This is a genomic window from Paenibacillus sp. BR2-3, assembly GCF_046529485.1.
Taxonomy (GTDB): Bacteria; Bacillota; Bacilli; order Paenibacillales; family Paenibacillaceae; genus Paenibacillus_AQ.
In genome coordinates this window covers 4,717,971-4,735,277 of sequence record NZ_CP126311.1, presented here as the reverse complement: position 1 = coordinate 4,735,277, position 17,307 = coordinate 4,717,971, and the positions used below count along the sequence as shown (strand labels likewise).

The window sequence follows — 17,307 nt, the reverse complement described above, 5'->3', positions numbered from 1 at the left end:
GCATGAGGAGGGGGTGAAGCTCCCCTTTTTGTTGTGCTTTCACAAGGCTTCCCCTATAATTATGTAAATATATTCAAGTCATCTATGACCTGCAGAGGGAGAGAACCGGGTGGAGGCTAACCTAACGACTATACGCTCAGAGATCGAGAGACATCTGTCCCGCTCCGGTCATAATCTTGCTTCGTTTGCGAAGGTTTCCGGCCTGAACCGGGGCAGTCTAAGTGCTATTCTGCATGCCAATCCCCCTAAGCCTATTTCGTTGGGACAGCTGGATGCACTCACCAGAGCCTTTGGTTATCCGGAAGGCTGGTTGTATCCTCTCTATATTGAGGAGTGTTTCCACGAAAATAAGATATCACGCCGGAGGACGGAGCCTTTTCTGATCCGATGCGCTGAAATGGGCAAAACACAGTGTGTTGAGGAAACACTAAATAGAATTTTGGAATACCCCAAGCCGCTTGAACTTGTATTTGCTGTCGCCGAGAAGCTGTTCGCACAAGGGGAAATTCAGGAATCTGTAATTTTCTATACGACCGTAACGGAGAACGAGCCGGACAGCTATTCTGAACGTTTGGCCATCAGCCAGTACCGTATTTTCGAATCTCTCCAGGCTGTGGTGGATATGGAGGAAAAACTGCGCGCGGTAATTACCTTTGAACCCTTTCGCAGCCGTCTCCCGGAGAACTTGGCACTCGATGGCCTGCTTAAATTGGCGAACGTCAGCTTCACACTGTACAAATGGAAAGAGGTAGAGAAATACGCTGATGAATTAAGGGCGCTGGCGAATGGGATCTACCGCGAAGAAGTCAGCAAACGCAGAAATGGCAGACGCAGCGAATCGCGGGAGTTAATGAAGCCCCTGGTACTGTATTATGGGCAAAGCTATTTGTTAAAGGCAGTAGCGCTTACCAAACAAGGTAATTATGAGGAAGCCAAGAAGTACACCGCCGGTTACGCCGACTTAAGCTGGTTCGAGCTGCTGGATGAGCAGGGCCGGGTGGAGGTGGACAAGTTCAGGTTGTTTGCTGAGGCAAACAGCTATACGCTGGAATTGTTATTGGGCAATACCGGGATTTTGTCCAGCTATGCTGATTTTTTGGGTGCGCATCCGGGCGAGATTCTGCCTGGACTCGTTACAATTATAGAATCGGCCAACCGTTATGGATATTCAGTTGACGGAATATTGTTGCGGTTTTCTAGGGAAATGCTAAGATTCGAACGGTTCCAGGACCCGATTAATGTGGACCGCAGGTTCAGACTGAACTATCAATTAGCGATCTATTTGCTGGATAAAGAGCAGTATGATCGGGGAGTCGATTATGCTTTACTGTGTATGGGAATGTCCATTTCCATGAACAACGGTAAAGGGCTCATACAATGTATCACCTTATTTGAGTTGAATAGACGGTATGCTTCCGCGAAGCAGCGGGATGAATATCATGAACTCATAAAGGAAGTTAGACTCTTTGAAAAAAATGCTGTTGACCATGACCGCCGCTTTGGTATTTTTTAAAATATAAGTGGTAATTGATCTCTCCTGCCGTATGAGGCGGGGGAGTTTTTTTGCTTGTCTGTAATAGCTGAGAGAGTACTCCCTTATTTGACAAAGCACTGTGGCGAAAATATAATTAGGTAGCCTAATTAATATAGTGTTTATTAATTAGTAAACCTAACTAAACTTGAGGTGGCAGACATTGGGATAAATGAAGAAAATACAGTCGCTCACAAGCTGATGGCCGCCCTCCGGAAACTGCATAAAGCGCAATGGCAGCATTCCATGGATGGCAACAAGCCGAGCGAGATGACTTTGATGCTATGTATTGCGAAGCATAACCATTTCAAAAAAGAGGGGCCTAAGGTGTCGGAGATCAGCCGCTATCTTGGTCTTACGCCCCCTACCGTCACCCAGCTGATAAACAGTCTGGAAGCCAAAAATATGGTGGAGAGACAGGCGGATTCTTCGGACCGGAGAGTCGTTCGCGTCATTTTGTCAGAGCAGGGTAAAGCTGTTACGCGGAGGGCCAAAGCCCATATGGACACTTCTTTAAACAAACTGGTTGAATATTTGGGTGAAGAGGAGAGCAATCAGCTTGCCGAGCTGCTGCTGAAGGTGCATGCCTTTGCGCAAGAGAATCCGCCCCCTGATTTGGACCGGTTACAACTGAACGGAGATGATAAGCTTGATTAAGTTATTTAAACAATTGAAGCCCTTTAAGCTCGCTATTACGGCTGTACTAATCCTAGTATTCCTGCAGTCCATGGGCGACTTGTACCTTCCTACCTTGATGTCCGACATTGTCGACAAAGGGATTGTACAGGGGGACCGCAGCTTTATTTGGAAAATTGGCTTTTTCATGCTGCTTGTAGCGGGCGGAGGCGCATTGTGCTCCGTGATTGCCAGTTTTCTTTCGGCTAAAGTCGCTGCAGGCTTCGGCAAAAATATCCGGTCGCGTATGTTCAACCATGTAGAGAATTTTACACTGCATGAGTTCGACAAGCTGGGTACAGCGTCCCTGATTACGCGGACGACGAATGATATTACGCAGGTGCAGACTGTGCTTACAATGATGCTGCGCATGATGGTCGGTGCTCCGATGATGATGATCGGCGGTATCATTATGGCGGTATCGGAGGATGCCAAGCTTTCCTTGATCTTTGTGGTCGTCATTCCCTTGCTCGTCGGGGCGATTCTTTTGATCGGAATGAAGGGCTTGCCGCTGTTCAAGGCGATACAAATCAAGCTGGATAAATTAAATCTCGTGCTGCGCGAGCATTTGACCGGTATTCGCGTCATCCGCTCCTTCAACCGGATCGGGCTTGAGAATAATAGGTTTAACGAAGCGAACCGTGATCTGACGGAGACGGCTATTAAAGTAAATAAGATTATGGCTGGCCTGATGCCGTTAATGATGATTGTAATGAACTTTTCCATGATCGGCATTCTTTATTTCGGCGGAATACGGATTGACAACGGTAACCTGCAGGTTGGTTCGCTGATGGCTTTCATTCAATATGCCATGCAGATTATGTTTTCCCTGATTATGGTTTCCATGATGTTCGTGCTCATTCCCCGTGCCTCTGCATCCGCCCTGCGTATCAACGAGGTGCTGGATATGCAGCCTGAAATTATAGATCCTACACAGACTGAACTTCAAACGACCGCTGCCGCCACCCGTAAAGACGGGCGGGATCATTTACACGGTTATGTCGAGTTCGAGAATGTATCCTTCTCCTACCCAGGTGCGGAGCAGCCCGCCATATCGGGAATCAGCTTCAGTGCGCGTCCGGGTGAAGTTACGGCTATTATCGGCGGTACAGGGTCAGGTAAATCCACCCTGCTTAGCCTGATTCCAAGATTCTACGATGTGGATCAAGGTTCGGTACGCGTGGACGGAGTCGATGTGCGTGATATGACACAGGAAGAGCTGCGTAGCAAGATTGGGTATATTCCGCAGAAAGCCGTGCTGTTCACCGGAACGATTAATGAGAATATCCGCTACGGTAAAGAGGATGCAACGGATGAGGAAATTATTCATGCCGCAAAAGTGGCTCAAGCATTCGATTTTGTATCCGCGATGAAGGAAGGCTTTAATTCGCAAATTGCCCAAGGCGGCAATAACGTTTCCGGTGGTCAGAAGCAGCGTTTGTCCATTGCCCGTGCGCTGGTAAGAAAGCCCGAGGTCTATCTGTTCGATGACAGCTTCTCGGCGCTTGATTTTAAGACGGATGCCAAGCTGCGTGCCGCCCTTAAAGGAGAAACTACACAATCGACCGTACTGATCGTGGCCCAACGGGTGAGTACGGTGATGGATGCAGACCGGATTATTGTTATTGATGATGGTGAAATTGCCGGAATGGGCAATCACCGTGAGTTGCTGGAGAGCAGTGATGTGTACCGCGAGATCGTGTCCTCGCAGCTGTCAGAGGAGGAAATAGCATGAGCGAACAGAACAGAGAATACAAGCGCCCTGAACCCGCACCGCAGCAGCATAGAGGCCCCGGACCCGGAGGCGGACCTGGAATGATGATGCCTGCGGAGAAAGCCAAGGATTTCAAGGGCACGCTCCGCCGATTGATCCGTTATTTGCGCCCGAGTCAGGCACAGCTGCTTATCGTTTTTATTATGGCTATCGCCAGCACCGTTTTTAGCATTTTTAGCCCTAAAATTATGGGGAAAGCGACGACCAAGCTCTTTGAGGGAGCCTACGGTAAACTAATGGGCGTAGAGGGAGCATTCATTGATTTTGGATATATCAATGATATCCTGCTTCTTCTGGCAGGCCTGTATTTGTTCAGTTCGCTGTTCAGCTATATCCAGCAATATGTAATGTCCGGTGTAGCGCAGAAGGTAGTCTATGATATGCGTGAGCAAATCAACAGCAAGCTGGAACGCTTGCCTCTGAAATATTTCGACTCCAGGACGCATGGGGAAATTCTCAGCCGCGCGACCAATGACGTTGATAATATCAGCACGACCCTGCAGCAAAGCTTGACCCAGCTGATCACCTCTATTGTTACGATTATTGGTGTCATTATCATGATGCTGACCATCAGTCCCTGGCTAACCCTGATTACAGTGGTGACTCTGCCGCTAAGCTTTATTGTCATTATGGGGATCAGCAAGCGATCGCAAGGCTACTTTATCAGCCAACAGAAATCGCTTGGACAGCTGAACGGCCACGTGGAGGAAATGTATACCGGACACCGCATTATCAAGGCCTTCGGACGCGAAAAGCAGTCGCTTGGTGATTTCAACGGAATTAACGATAAATTATACGACTCCGGCTGGCGGGCCCAATTCATGTCCGGGATGATTATGCCGCTTATGATGTTTATAGGTAACCTGGGCTATGTGCTTGTCTGTGTAGTCGGCGGTATTTTCGTGACTAAAAAAGCAATAGAAGTCGGTGATATTCAGGCCTTTATTCAATATTCGCGCCAATTCACCATGCCAATCGCGCAAACAGCCAATATCGCTAATATTATTCAATCTACTATTGCATCCGCAGAACGCGTGTTTGAACTGCTCGACGAGGAAGAGGAAGTTCCTGAAATATCCAGATCACTGGTGCAGCAGGAAGAGGGAGCTCAAGAAGGCGCTGTGGAGTTCCGTCATGTGAAATTCGGATACAAAGAGGATGCTATTCTGATCCAGGATATGAATATTGAAGTTGAACCCGGACAGACCATTGCGATCGTAGGCCCAACCGGTGCCGGCAAAACAACGCTGATCAACCTGCTGATGCGTTTCTATGAGCTAAGCGGCGGCGAAATCGTTATTGATGGTGTTGACATTACCGATATGAAACGCAGTGATCTGCGGAGCAAATTTGGTATGGTGCTTCAGGATACATGGCTTTTTAACGGTACAATCCGCGATAATATAGCTTATGGCCGTGAGGGCGCGACGGAGGCGGATGTAGTTCGGGCTGCCAAGGCTGCACATGCGGATCACTTCATCCGCACGCTGCCTCTGGGCTATAACACAATTCTGAATGAAGAAGCCTCCAATATCTCGCAAGGCCAGAAGCAGCTGCTTACGATTGCCCGGGCCATCCTGGCTGATCCGTCTATTCTGATTCTGGATGAAGCGACAAGCAGTGTTGACACCCGAACCGAGGTGCAAATTCAAAAGGCGATGAACACGCTGATGAAGGGCAGAACAAGCTTCGTTATCGCCCACCGTTTGTCGACGATCCGTGACGCGGATCTCATACTGGTCATGAATCAGGGAAGCGTAATTGAGAAAGGTACCCATACAGAGCTGCTGGAAAAAGGCGGGTTCTACGCCGATCTTTATAACAGCCAGTTCTCCGAGGAAGATCTGCCCGAAGTAGGTTAAACAGAGCTGAGCCCCTTTTTTCACAGATGTTTAATATGTGAGGAGAGGGGCGTTCTTTGTAAGAATGATCTAGACGAACCAATGAGAAAACTGGGGATAACCATGAACAAACCATATACAAAGTAAAATAACTTTATAATAAATTAGACTCGAATGAATAGTGGTAAAGAAGAGAGAGATAAACAATCAAAAAAGCCACTCCAACGTGTGAAGTGACTTTAATACCTTATTCTTCATCAATGAATTTGTCTAATTGTTCAAAGACATTTTTGAAATCCTCTGGATGCAAAGTACCTTTGCGGTTTAAAATTTGACTTATATCTACCGTAACAAGTTTTGAAACTCTAGCTGTAGATTGTCTTTTTAACTTTGCCTGATTATAGTGGACGATTATTGTATCGTATTGATCATTTTCTCTGGGATCATGTTTGGTGACCTTGATAATTGCAACATCGGGCAAATGTACATCTGCAATAATTGCTGGTCTTTCTATATACTTAGATGAGTCCTCTTCAAGAGGGAATTTTGCATACCAGACATCTCCGACAACTAGATTCTTGGGCATTGTAGTTAGTTTTTTCTAACCTTTAATGGTTGATTCCCAACCAGACTCTTTTCGATATGGACTATCTTTAGAGACAACAGTCAAACCGTCTGAATTCTTAACAGTATTTTTATTAGCTTTTTCCCAAAGTTTTGCCCGATTTTTAATTGGTGAATTAGCTATTGTTGACATATCTTTTTCCTCCTCTTTGTCACTCATTCATTCACACCTCCCAAGTAGTTATTCACTTGGTTATAATTATGCCCCCTAAATGATGTTTAAAACCTCTATTAAAATAGAGTTAAAAAAGAGGGTAGAATTGGCGCACGTCAAGTATACCATATTTACCCTGTTTTGCGTAGAGTAGATGGGTCAGGATGAGGTGGTTATATTATCTTAACTTTTCTGAAACTTAATGTCATAAGCGCTTTATATGCCCTCGGCTTTTTTATTCAAGCTGAACTTCTGGTAAATGTTTATCGTATTTTTTTCTCGATTTTATGTTGGAGTTGGTTTAGTCCTGATAGGATTTGCGATATTTTTACCTTTTTACATAACATTGATTAACTGTTTTACCACTATAAGAACTAAAGAGGTAGAGTTATAAGTCATTACGGTGCTTTCGGCAGGGTAAAAAACTGATTTCAAGTAAAAATGGCGTAAAGACGCTCCAGATATATGGGGAGCACTTTACGTCTTTTTTCTATGCCCTAACTATAGCGCAGGATTAATGGTTTATCGGTGGTTTATCGGACCTTCCACTTTATTCCACTATTTTTCTGCGAAAAACCATTAATGCAATGTTTTATTCATTTAATTCCAAATTAGATCATTATTTTATGACTATAAATAAAAAATATTGACAAAAAATGATCATAGGTATACCATTTGTTTTAGTTAGTATCATTAAATTTCAAGTTTAACAGTCTCGAAGCCTGTGTGAAGGAGATGATGCCGAATTTCATCAAGTGATTGTAAGCGCTAACTAATTCAATCGCGGTTATCTCCTTTTAAGAAGCCAAGAGAGATCCAAACCGACAAGGAGAGTTATAAAATGAAATTCGCAACTCGATTAAATTCGTTCAAAGGCATGTCTATCGTTGATACGTTTGACCAAATCGGAAAGGTTTCCGGGCTAACCCATGTGGACCTTAATTATCCCGAGCATTTTCAAACCAATTCTGTAGAAGAAATCAAAGCGGGATTGGAGCGGAACAGCCTCAAGCTAAATGCGATCGCCCCGAGATTCAGAGGACAGTTCATCAACGGAGAGCTTGGCAACGCGGACCCCGAAATTTCGCGAAAGGCCATCGAGCTGTGCAAACAATCCATTGACGTCTGCCGCGAGCTCGGCGGGAACAACATTATCGTGTGGTTAGGGTACGAAGGGTTTGATTATTCTTTTCAAATCAACTATTCGAAGGTCTGGAAACAAGTAACCGAGGCGTTTGCGGAAATCTGCGAATACGGTTCAGATCTTAAAATCAGCATTGAGTATAAACCGTTTCAGCCTCGCGCCTATTCTTTTATTTCCAGCTATGGCGACACGCTGCTCATGGTGAACGATGTAGGAGCTTCCAATCTGGGCGTAACACTGGATTTTTGCCACATGTTAATGAAGGCGGAGAACCCCTCTTACGGTCTCAGTCTAGTCGCAGAGAGAAACAAACTGTACGGTGTACATCTCAATGACGGCAATAAGTTGAACGATGATGGATTGATGGTGGGATCTGTGAACTTCATGCAATCGCTGGAATTTATCTTTTATCTTAAGAAATACAATTACAACGGTGTCATTTATTTCGATACATTCCCTGAAAGAGAGAACCCGCTCGATGAGCTAAAAGCAAATATCGCCATGTATAGAAAAATAGATGCATTGATCGATCAAATGGGGCTGCCAAAACTCCAGTCCATTGTGGACAGTAACGACGCCATTGCAGCACAGGAAATCATGTTTGCCTGTCTGAAGTAAAAGAAGGGTTCAATCGCTAGATCATTATATTTAGGGGGAATAAACATGAAAAGAACAGGTATTTTGAAAGCGCTTGTTTTACTCTTGTCTCTAACCACTTTTGCAACGGGCTGTGCTTCAAATTCAACCGGTCAGAATCAAGGGAAAGATGCGGCTGTAAATGCGGATACGGCTGCATTCAATCCGGATGAGGTTTCTGACGGCATCGACTTTAAACAATTGCGGGAGCAATTCGGCCCCGTACCGAAACCTGCGGGTACGATCAAGCTGGGTGGTGTGTCCAAGGCCTTCGAGAACGAGTATTGGCGTACCCTGAAAGAGGGCATGGAGATCGGCGCGAAGGACATGAAAGCCAAAGGAATCGATGTCAGTATTGACGTTAAGGCAGCTCAGGGGGAGGGTGACGAACAAGGTCAGCTCTCCGTAGTCAAGGATATGATTAACAAAAAGTATTCCGCGCTGCTTCTGTCTCCGATCTCCGACGGAAATCTTACACCGGGTGTTGAAGACGCCAACAAGGCCGGAATTCCGGTGGTGAACGTTAATGATGGACTTATTGCAATCGCTCCCAATTATGTAGGTCCCAAAGCCATCCAGAACGGTGAATTGGCTGCGGAATGGATTGCCGGCAAGATTAGCAACAAAGGAGAGGTTGCCATCGTAATCGGTATGCCGAAAGCGTTTGCAGCCCGTCAGCGGACAGCTGGATTTGAGCAATGGATGAAAGAAAACGCTCCGGATGTAACCATCGTTGAGAAACAAAACGCGGATTGGGATCGCGCGAAAGCAAAGGATCTTGCGGAGACATGGATCAAAAAGCATCCGGACCTCAAAGCGATATTTGCGAACAATGACACCATGGCACTTGGTGTGGTAGAGGCCGTTAAAACATCTGGCAAAGACATCCTGGTTGTGGGAGTCGACGGAATTGGAGAGGCTTATGATTCCATCAAAAGAGGGGAATTATCGGCGACCGTCGATTCCTTCCCTAAATATAAAGGACAAATCGCAGTCGAAGTTACGGTACGAATTTTAGGAGGTCAAAAAATTCCCCGTGTCCTTTGGACACCGCAGGCATTAATCGACAGCACGAATGTAAATACGCCTGCGGAAGAAATTATCGGCTGGGAATCCGCCACTTTCGAATAACAGCACAAGTAAATCTTGGAGAAGCAGCCGGGAAAGGCAATATCCCGATTTTCCGGCTCCCTCTTTAATCAAAGGGTGAACAGAATGAATCAGAATCCGATTATCCAGTTTAGGGGTGTAACGAAAACTTTTCCGGGGCAAAAGGCGCTCGACAACATCAGCTTTGATGTAAGAGAGGGAGAAGTGCATGCCCTGATCGGGGAGAATGGCGCCGGTAAATCGACTTTACTGAATATTCTTCACGGCATCTATAACGAGTATGATGGAGAAGTTTGGATTGCAGGAGAGAAAGTGGCATTTAAAAATGCACAGGATGCTTTAAATCTGGGGATATCCAAGGTCCATCAGGAAGTAAGCCTGATTCCGGACCTGAGCGTTGGGCAGAATGTCGCCCTCGGATGCGAGCCGCTGAAAGGACCCTTTATCGACTTCAAGGCACTCCACGCCAAAGTGGATGACATTCTGAAACGGCTCAGATGCAAATTCAGGAGTACGGATTTGGTAAGCGAATTAAGCACCGGCGAAATGCAGATGCTCTCGATAGCAAAGGCGCTGTTCCATAAGTCGCGAATCATTTCGTTCGACGAGCCTACAGCTGCCCTTACGGAAAACGAGACCGCCGCGCTGTTCGAGATCATTAAAGAATTGAAGGAGAACGGCATAACCGTCCTTTTTATCTCGCACCGGCTGGATGAACTGTTTAAAATTTCGGATCAAATTACGGTTTTGCGCGATGGCAAGTATGTGGGGACATTCTCTACGGAGAGCATCACCCGGAAGCAATTGATTCAAAGCATGGTGGGACGGGATGTAGCGGCTTTCGCGGAACGCAAAAAACCGGGCTTGCAAACAAATGAGGTCATTCTTGAAGTCAAGCGATTGTCCAAGAACGGCGTTTTCCATGATGTGAGCTTTCACTTGAAGAAGGGTGAAATCCTCGGCTTCTCCGGCCTGGTTGGTTCCAAGAGAACCGACGTAGTACGAACCTTGTTCGGTGCGGACCGGAAATCCTCGGGCGATATTTATATCCGGGGCAAAAAGGTGAAAATCAGTTCGCCGAAGCAAGGCTTAAAGCATGGGATCGGACTCATTCCAGAGAACCGGAAGACCCAGGGATTTGTGGGCGTATTAAACAACGCCGATAATATGGGATTGGCCGCTATGGACAAATTCTCGCCGTTCGGGTTTGTCAATGAGCGGAAAAAGCTTGAGAATTGCAGCCATTTTATCGAGGAGATCAAGCTGAACCGGAAGGACCCTTCCTACTTGACTTATAACCTCAGCGGAGGAAATCAACAGAAGGTTGTCATCGGAAAGTGGCTTACGACCGACGTGGATATTCTCATCTTCGACGAACCGACCAAAGGAGTGGACGTCGGGGCGAAAGCGGAAATTTACAGGCTTATGGAAGACTTGCTGGAAGCGGGGAAATCGATCATTATGGTATCCTCGGAGTTGCCTGAAGTTATCGGAATGAGCGACCGGGTTATCATTATGCACGAAGGAAAGATGATCAAGGAGCTTCAGCGCAGTGAGCTGAACGAAGAAACCGTATTACATTATGCCATGGGAGGAACGGAGCAGACGTCATGAATAACTTCAACCGATTTAAATTAAAAATGGGCAGAGAAATGGGATTAGTCGTTTCGTTGGCACTCATGATTCTTATCTTTACCGCCATCGACCCTATTTATTTGAGTCCTGGCAACCTGCTTGATATAGTGGATCAAAGTACAATTAACGGACTGCTTGCCATCGGTATTACCTTTGTCATCATTACGGGCGGAATCGACTTGTCCATCGGTTCGATTATGGCGATTGTGATTGTCAGCGTCGGGCTTTTGTTGACCAAATACGGGGTTAACCCATATTTAGCTATTCTGCTGGGCGTGATTATCGGGGCTTTGATCGGAGCATTGAACGGTTTATTGGTTACCAAAATCAGACTGCAGCCGTTCATAGCCACCCTGGCTACGATGAGCGCCTTTCGCGGCGTCGCCTACATCATCACCAAAGGCTGGCCGGTACTGGATATTCCCCCGGATTTCCGGAGGATTATGGACGGCGATCTGGTAGGCAACTTCCCCATATCCATACCGATTTTGCTTGGTTTTGCCGTTGTCGGTCATGTGCTGCTCAAGAAAACCCGTTTCGGAACTTTTGTCTTTTCGATCGGCGGCAACGAAGAGGCCACACGATTGTCCGGAATAAACGTTAACTTCAATAAAGTGGTAACTTATGCGCTTTGCGGCGTAGGGGGCGCACTGGCGGGTATGGTCATGCTGGCTAGACTCGGTACGGGCGAACCGACCGCAGGACAAGGCTATGAGCTGTATGCCATTGCCGCGGCAGCGATCGGAGGAACGAGTCTTGCCGGAGGAAAAGGAAGCATTCTGGGAACCCTCTTGGGAGCGTTGTTGCTGTCGGCTCTGAGAACCGGCCTGGTAGTGGTCGGTGTCGATACCTTTTGGCAGTATATCGCAACCGGGGCCATCATTGCGGTCGCAGCTTATTTTGAAGCGTTCCAAGGGAAGTTCGGCGGAATCCGAAAAAAACTATTTGCCAAAAAGGGATCAGCAGCATTGTGATCGGACAGGAGCCCATACTATGAAAGAGAAAATCATTACTGTCATTGGCAGTCTGAATTTCGATATGATCTTCAAACAGAAACGATTGGCGGCAAAAGGAGAAACGTACGCGGCGGACAGTCTTACTACTGCTGGCGGGGGCAAAGGCGCGAATCAGGCGGTGCAGTGCGCGAAACTCGGGGCTTCGACTTATCTTGTTGGCGCGGTGGGCCGTGACGGATTTGGTGACTTTTTGCTATACAGCCTGGGGCAATACGGGGTAAACACGGACTTTGTGAACAGAGTGGAGGAAACAACCGGCGTGGGCGTGGTTCAGGCTTTGGAGGATGGAACGGTCGCGGCCACCATATCCAAAGGTGCGAATTACACGTTGACCAGACAACACATAGAGGATGCCGAGCCGTTGCTAAAAAAGAGCTCCATCGTCATCTTTCAATTGGAAACGCCTGCTGACGTAGTGGAATATGGTATCCATAAAGCCTGCGAACATGGGTGCTACGTCATATTGAATGCGGCTCCTGCGGCAGAGTTGTCGTCTGAAGCGCTCTCGAAGGTGAATTGCCTGGTCGTTAATGAACCGGAAGCGAGCTTCTATTGCGGCGCGGTGATCGACGACCTGGATTCCGCCATGCTGCACTGCGGGGATCTGTTCCGGAAAATTGGCGGCCTGCTTATCATTACGCTCGGGAAAGGCGGAAGCCTTCTGTATGACGGGATCAATATGCTTCACGTTAAAGCAGCGGATGCCGAAGCTATTGAAACGACTGGAGCCGGAGATTCCTATATAGGCGCGTTCGCCTATAAGCTCCTCGAAGGAGAAGAAATTGCGGAAGCAGCCGTCTTCGCATCGAAGGTTGCCGGAATAACCGTTACAAGAATCGGGGCGCAGCCCGCCATGCCTACAATGGCGGAGCTGGAAACGAAATATTCGTTATAATTCAGGCATTATGTTATAATTTTCTATATATTTATTCAATAACAGGAATTGTGCCAGAGCTGAGGTGAGACCCATTATGATACCGTATGTACGAAGAAAACAGATCCTTGAAGAGGTCGAGAAGAAGGAAATTGTATACTTGGAAGAACTCGCGCAAACGATGGAGAACACGTCTTTGTCCACCATCAGACGGGATCTGCGCACGCTTGCCGAAGAAGGACAGATCGAGCTGCTTCGAGGCGGCGGAGTGCGCATTAAAGAAGACGCTTACGAAACGCCGATTGAAACCAAGAAAATGTTGAATATCGAGAAGAAAGATCAAATCGCAAGATTTGCTGCTTCCTTAGTCAACGACGGTGACGTCATATATATTGATTCGGGGACGACTGTCTTTGAGATGATCAAATATCTTAAACATAAAAATATCAAGGTGATAACCTCCAATACTAAAGTCATTGCCGAACTGGATGACGCTGTATTTTCCTGTATTGTGCTTGGAGGGGAAATCACGAAGTCCATCGCTTCTATAGCGGGCCCTATCACCGAAACGATGCTTGGCAGTATGTTTTTTGACAAAGCTTTTTTGGGGGCGAGCGGATACAGCTTGAAGAGCGGAATTAACACCCATGACCTCAAGGAGTCCAAGAAGAAGGAAATCGTCAAAAATAATTCTGCGGACACTTATGTTTTGGCGGATAGTTCCAAGGCAGACAGAATCAATTTCTGCAGAGCGTTTGGGCTAGAGGAGTGCATTATTATCACCGACCAGTCCAATGAGATGCTGGAACAGCACGCCAAATACTTTATCGCTTCGGAGCTTGTGAAGGAGAATACACCAAAAGCATGAACAGAATTGGTTTTATACGCCATGGTACGACGGAGTGGAACTTGCTCGGCCGAATGCAGGGTCAGAAGGATACGCCGCTTGCCGAACCAGGGAGAGCTCAGGCGGAATTATTGGCAAAACGGCTTAAATATAGCGAGTGGGACGGCATATGGTCCAGTAATTTGATGCGGGCGAGGGAAACAGCCGATTTGTTGTCCTCCTCGTCCGAAATCCCATTCTGGGGTACGGATGTCCGGCTTCGCGAACGCGGGTTTGGCCAGCTGGAAGGGAGCCGCTCGATTCCTTACTGGCACGTTGGGACGCCTTTTTTGAAGAAATGGAACAGGTTCACAAGGAAAAACGGATTTTGCTCATCAGCCATGGAGGGTTCATCGAACCTGTTCTAGCCAATCGATTCGGTGCGGACGTGCAAGAGCATTTCGGTAATATGTCTTTGTCTGTAACCATACTTGAAACGTCGAAATGGCGCTGTGAACTTCTGAATTGTACAAAGCACCTCACCTCTTTATAGAAAATCGAAAAGCAGCAAGTCTCCAGTCTACGGAGGCTTGCTGCTTTTCTTGAGGAACACCCGGCTATTTAGATACAGGTAGCCTAATACGAGCGCCCTAGTTCCCCGGTGTACGGCTGATCAGAAGCTCGTACTTATCGAGCGAAGCTCCGAGGATAGCTTCATTGCCGCCTGCACCCCGGTGAGATTGACGGAAGGAGTCGCTGGAGGTCCAGCCTTTGAAGGCCTCCTCGTTCTCCCACACGGTGCAAATCTTCAATTCCTCTACACCTTCCTTGGCGCTGCCGTGCCAAACCTCCATACGGACAAAGCCGGGCATATCCTGTACGCCGTTAGAGCCGCCAAAGCGCTGTGCAATAGTTTCCCCTTGACCCTCTTTAACTTTAATAGTGTTTGTTACTACCAGCATTCCAAGGCCTCCTCCCATATATCCATTTACGTTATTGCGGATTGGTGGTCCAGATTCCCGCAGTTTTCAGGAAAACACGATCCGGCAGCTTCAGAGCGGTAAGCGCCAGCTCGGCAACATCCTCTGGTTGCATCATCCGGTCCTCGTCGCCGATCTTAAGACCGGCATTCTCTGCAAGCCCGGTATTGACGGTGCTCGGTGTCAGGGCAACGACACGGATGTTGTGCTTGCGCACCTCCTGTGCCAGCGCTTCGGTCATGCCCATCAGGGCGAACTTGGAGGCGCAGTAGGCAGAGCCTGTAGCGAAGCCGCGTTCCCCTGCTGTAGATGAGATGTTAATGATATTGCCGCTGTTTTGTTCAATCATAGCTGGCAGAGCCGCACGGGTCACATAATAGGTGCCGAACAGATTGATATTGATGTGCTGTTCCCAGTCCGAAGGGTCCATTTCCACAAAAGTACCGAACTTGGCGATTCCCGCATTGTTGATCAACGCGTCGAATGCTCCAAGATCGTTTTGCAGCGATACAACGGCCCGTTCCGCTTCTTCACGCACGGAGATATCGGCCACGGCAATGCTGACCTTAACGTCATATACTTCGGTCAAGGCCGACTTTATGGCCTCGAGATCACCTTCTGTTCTGGAGATCAGCCCCAGATTAGCGCCTTCTTTGGCCAGCGCCAGTGCCAAGGATTTCCCGATCCCTTTGCCTGCACCGGTAATTACAACACTTTTCCCTCTTAAATCCATAACCTGCGTCACTCTCCCTTGGACTATTAGTAATGTGGGTATTTCTTCAGGTCTTATTATACCTGAGTAGAAGGAGACAATCACGCCGGCCCAGGGACGGATTCAGGATTCCACCTTTTTGGGGATAAGGAAGCAAACGTGAACGTTGGACTTCACTCTTCAGGGTCCAGCTTGGTAAGCGGCATCGTTGCCGGACCTTCAAATACTTCCCCGTCGTAGGAGAAACGGGAGCCGTGACAAGGGCAATCCCAGGAGCGCTCCCCGTCATTCCATTCCACCTCACAGCCCATATGGGTACAGGTTGTGTCTACCAGGTGCAGCTTGCCTTCCGAATCTCTGTAGGCACCCGCACGCTTGCCGTCATGGCGGACAACCGCCCCTTCATCCGGCTTCAAATCACTTGTCTTCCTGTGTACAAAATCAAGTTTTCCCGCCACGAACTCTTTGGCGACATTGGAATTCGTCACGATGAAATTTTTGATGCTGGGACTTGCTTTAAAGCGGGAAGGGTCATACAGCTCTGTATAAGGGTTGTCCTTGCGCTGGATTTGATCCGATATCATTAGCGCTGCCATCGTGCCGCTGGTCATTCCCCATTTCTTGAAGCCCGTAGCGATATAAATCTCTTCTTTTTCCGAGACTCTGCCGATGTAGGGGACTCTGTCCAGCGTTACTAAATCCTGGGCTGACCAGCGGTAAGGAATGGACTTGATGCCAAGCAACTGGCCTGCGAACTGCTCCAGCTTCTCATAATGGCCGAACGTGCAGATGCCTTGACCTGTCTTGTGACTCTCGCCTCCGACGAGAACCAGCCTTTTTCCTTCCCATTCCACCGCCCGCAGGGAGCGGGTAGGCCCTCCGGCGCTTAAATACATGCCGCCCTCAAAGTCCGTTTCGGGCTGTATCGCCAGAACATAGGAACGCTCGGGTTTCAGGCGCGTGAAATACAGATCTCCCCCGTCATAGAAGGGGAAATGGGAGGCCGACACCGCATGACGGCAGGAGATGCGATGCTGACTTTTTTCGGTGATCAAGGTAAGACCGCCGCCGTCCTGTTCCACCTTTTCACCAATCACCGTGTGCTCATAGATCACTCCGCCGTTGTCCAGAAAAGCCTTAATCAAGCCTTGCAGATACTGCAGCGGGTGAAACCGGGCTTGTCCGGGCATCTTTATGGCACCTTCTACCCTTAACGGCAGAGGTACGTGCTCCAGCCATTCTCCGGGCAAGCCTAATTTCTCGTAGGCCTTAAACTCCTTCTCCAGCTGTTTCAGCGTCTTCTCATCCCCAGCATCAGCGTAGAGGTAGGCCGCCTCGCGCTCCATCCCGCAGGACAGGTTCAGCTCCTTGGCTGTACTTATTATCCATTCTATGGCTGCACTGTTGGATTGGTAATAGAGGCGGGCGTTCTCCTCTCCGAAATGCTTGATCAGATCATCATAGAACATGCCGTGCTGCGCAGTAATTTTGGCGGTCGTAAACCCGGTAGTGCCGTTCAGCAGTACTCCCGCTTCCAGCAGTGTCACCTTGTAACCGGCTTTGGAGAGAAGATAGGCAGTCGTAATCCCTGTAATTCCGCCGCCGACTACAGCAACATCCGTATCATGATCCCCGGCAAGCTTCGGAAAGGAAGGCAAATCTGTAGTGTCCCGCCATAAGGACTCCGGGAACTGAGGCAGGCTTTGCGATAATTTGTTTTCTGGGTTCATACCATTATCCCTCCATCTGTAAATGCTCCTTTCATTTATTACCAC

15 protein-coding genes and 1 pseudogene are annotated in these 17,307 nt (G+C 47.9%); 11 read left to right on the top strand and 5 right to left on the bottom strand.

The annotated features are described in order from the left end of the window. Positions 1 to 109: 109 nt before the first annotated feature. The 4 genes from PaeBR_RS22760 to PaeBR_RS22745 all read left to right on the top strand — a co-directional run bounded on the left by PaeBR_RS22760 (position 110) and on the right by PaeBR_RS22745 (position 5,842). Positions 110 to 1,513, top strand: a complete 1,404-nt coding sequence (locus PaeBR_RS22760) for a DNA-binding protein (RefSeq protein WP_410512706.1) — start codon at positions 110 to 112, stop codon at positions 1,511 to 1,513. A 264-nt stretch (positions 1,514 to 1,777) separates the two neighbouring features. Further along, positions 1,778 to 2,188 (top strand): MarR family winged helix-turn-helix transcriptional regulator, encoded by a 411-nt coding sequence (locus PaeBR_RS22755; protein ID WP_410512705.1) that lies wholly within the window; start codon positions 1,778 to 1,780, stop codon positions 2,186 to 2,188. After that, on the top strand, positions 2,181 to 3,941 hold the full coding sequence (locus tag PaeBR_RS22750) for an ABC transporter ATP-binding protein (RefSeq protein ID WP_410512704.1): 1,761 nt from the start codon (positions 2,181 to 2,183) through the stop codon (positions 3,939 to 3,941). Before PaeBR_RS22755 ends, PaeBR_RS22750 begins: the two co-directional genes overlap by 8 nt. Next, positions 3,938 to 5,842 (top strand): ABC transporter ATP-binding protein, encoded by a 1,905-nt coding sequence (locus PaeBR_RS22745; protein WP_410512703.1) that lies wholly within the window; start codon positions 3,938 to 3,940, stop codon positions 5,840 to 5,842. The genes PaeBR_RS22750 and PaeBR_RS22745 overlap by 4 nt, the downstream gene beginning before the upstream one ends. 226 nt (positions 5,843 to 6,068) lie before the next feature. Here PaeBR_RS22745 and PaeBR_RS22740 read toward each other — a convergent pair whose 3' ends face one another. Together PaeBR_RS22740 and PaeBR_RS22735 are read right to left on the bottom strand one after the other, a co-directional pair. Next, a complete protein-coding gene (locus PaeBR_RS22740; protein WP_410512702.1) occupies positions 6,069 to 6,407 on the bottom strand; it encodes a type II toxin-antitoxin system PemK/MazF family toxin in 339 nt (112 codons plus the stop codon). A 15-nt stretch (positions 6,408 to 6,422) separates the two neighbouring features. Then, positions 6,423 to 6,605, bottom strand: coding sequence for a hypothetical protein (locus tag PaeBR_RS22735; protein WP_410512701.1), 183 nt, complete (start codon positions 6,603 to 6,605; stop codon positions 6,423 to 6,425). A gap of 835 nt (positions 6,606 to 7,440) precedes the next feature. On the opposite strand from PaeBR_RS22735, the gene PaeBR_RS22730 reads away from it, so the two are divergent. From PaeBR_RS22730 to PaeBR_RS22700, 7 genes and pseudogenes are all read left to right on the top strand, one after another. Continuing rightward, complete coding sequence (locus tag PaeBR_RS22730) at positions 7,441 to 8,361, top strand: sugar phosphate isomerase/epimerase family protein (RefSeq protein ID WP_410512700.1); 921 nt, start codon at positions 7,441 to 7,443, stop codon at positions 8,359 to 8,361. Between the two features lie 45 nt (positions 8,362 to 8,406). Further along, positions 8,407 to 9,510: a substrate-binding domain-containing protein gene (locus PaeBR_RS22725; protein WP_410512699.1), complete on the top strand. Its 1,104-nt coding sequence runs from the start codon at positions 8,407 to 8,409 to the stop codon at positions 9,508 to 9,510. An 84-nt stretch (positions 9,511 to 9,594) separates the two neighbouring features. Then, the gene (locus PaeBR_RS22720; protein WP_410512698.1) at positions 9,595 to 11,103 is read left to right on the top strand and encodes a sugar ABC transporter ATP-binding protein; all 1,509 of its coding nucleotides are present in this window, start codon (positions 9,595 to 9,597) and stop codon (positions 11,101 to 11,103) included. Next, positions 11,100 to 12,098 carry an ABC transporter permease gene (locus tag PaeBR_RS22715; protein ID WP_410512697.1) on the top strand — a complete coding sequence of 333 codons (999 nt, stop codon included), beginning with the start codon at positions 11,100 to 11,102 and terminating at the stop codon, positions 12,096 to 12,098. Before PaeBR_RS22720 ends, PaeBR_RS22715 begins: the two co-directional genes overlap by 4 nt. A gap of 19 nt (positions 12,099 to 12,117) precedes the next feature. Beyond that, positions 12,118 to 13,035 (top strand): ribokinase, encoded by a 918-nt coding sequence (locus tag PaeBR_RS22710; RefSeq protein WP_410512696.1) that lies wholly within the window; start codon positions 12,118 to 12,120, stop codon positions 13,033 to 13,035. A gap of 76 nt (positions 13,036 to 13,111) precedes the next feature. Then, complete coding sequence (locus PaeBR_RS22705) at positions 13,112 to 13,882, top strand: DeoR/GlpR family DNA-binding transcription regulator (RefSeq protein WP_410512695.1); 771 nt, start codon at positions 13,112 to 13,114, stop codon at positions 13,880 to 13,882. Next, positions 13,879 to 14,393 (top strand): annotated as a pseudogene (locus tag PaeBR_RS22700) (histidine phosphatase family protein). The gene PaeBR_RS22705 and the pseudogene PaeBR_RS22700 overlap by 4 nt, the downstream one beginning before the upstream one ends. A 97-nt stretch (positions 14,394 to 14,490) precedes the next feature. Here the strand turns inward: PaeBR_RS22700 and PaeBR_RS22695 are convergent. The 3 genes from PaeBR_RS22695 to PaeBR_RS22685 form a co-directional block, all read right to left on the bottom strand. Next, positions 14,491 to 14,802 (bottom strand): antibiotic biosynthesis monooxygenase, encoded by a 312-nt coding sequence (locus PaeBR_RS22695; protein ID WP_410512694.1) that lies wholly within the window; start codon positions 14,800 to 14,802, stop codon positions 14,491 to 14,493. A gap of 31 nt (positions 14,803 to 14,833) precedes the next feature. Beyond that, positions 14,834 to 15,553, bottom strand: coding sequence for a 3-ketoacyl-ACP reductase (locus PaeBR_RS22690; protein ID WP_410512693.1), 720 nt, complete (start codon positions 15,551 to 15,553; stop codon positions 14,834 to 14,836). Positions 15,554 to 15,705: 152 nt separating this feature from the next. Beyond that, positions 15,706 to 17,262, bottom strand: a complete 1,557-nt coding sequence (locus tag PaeBR_RS22685) for an FAD-dependent oxidoreductase (protein WP_410512692.1) — start codon at positions 17,260 to 17,262, stop codon at positions 15,706 to 15,708. Positions 17,263 to 17,307 lie beyond the last annotated feature (45 nt).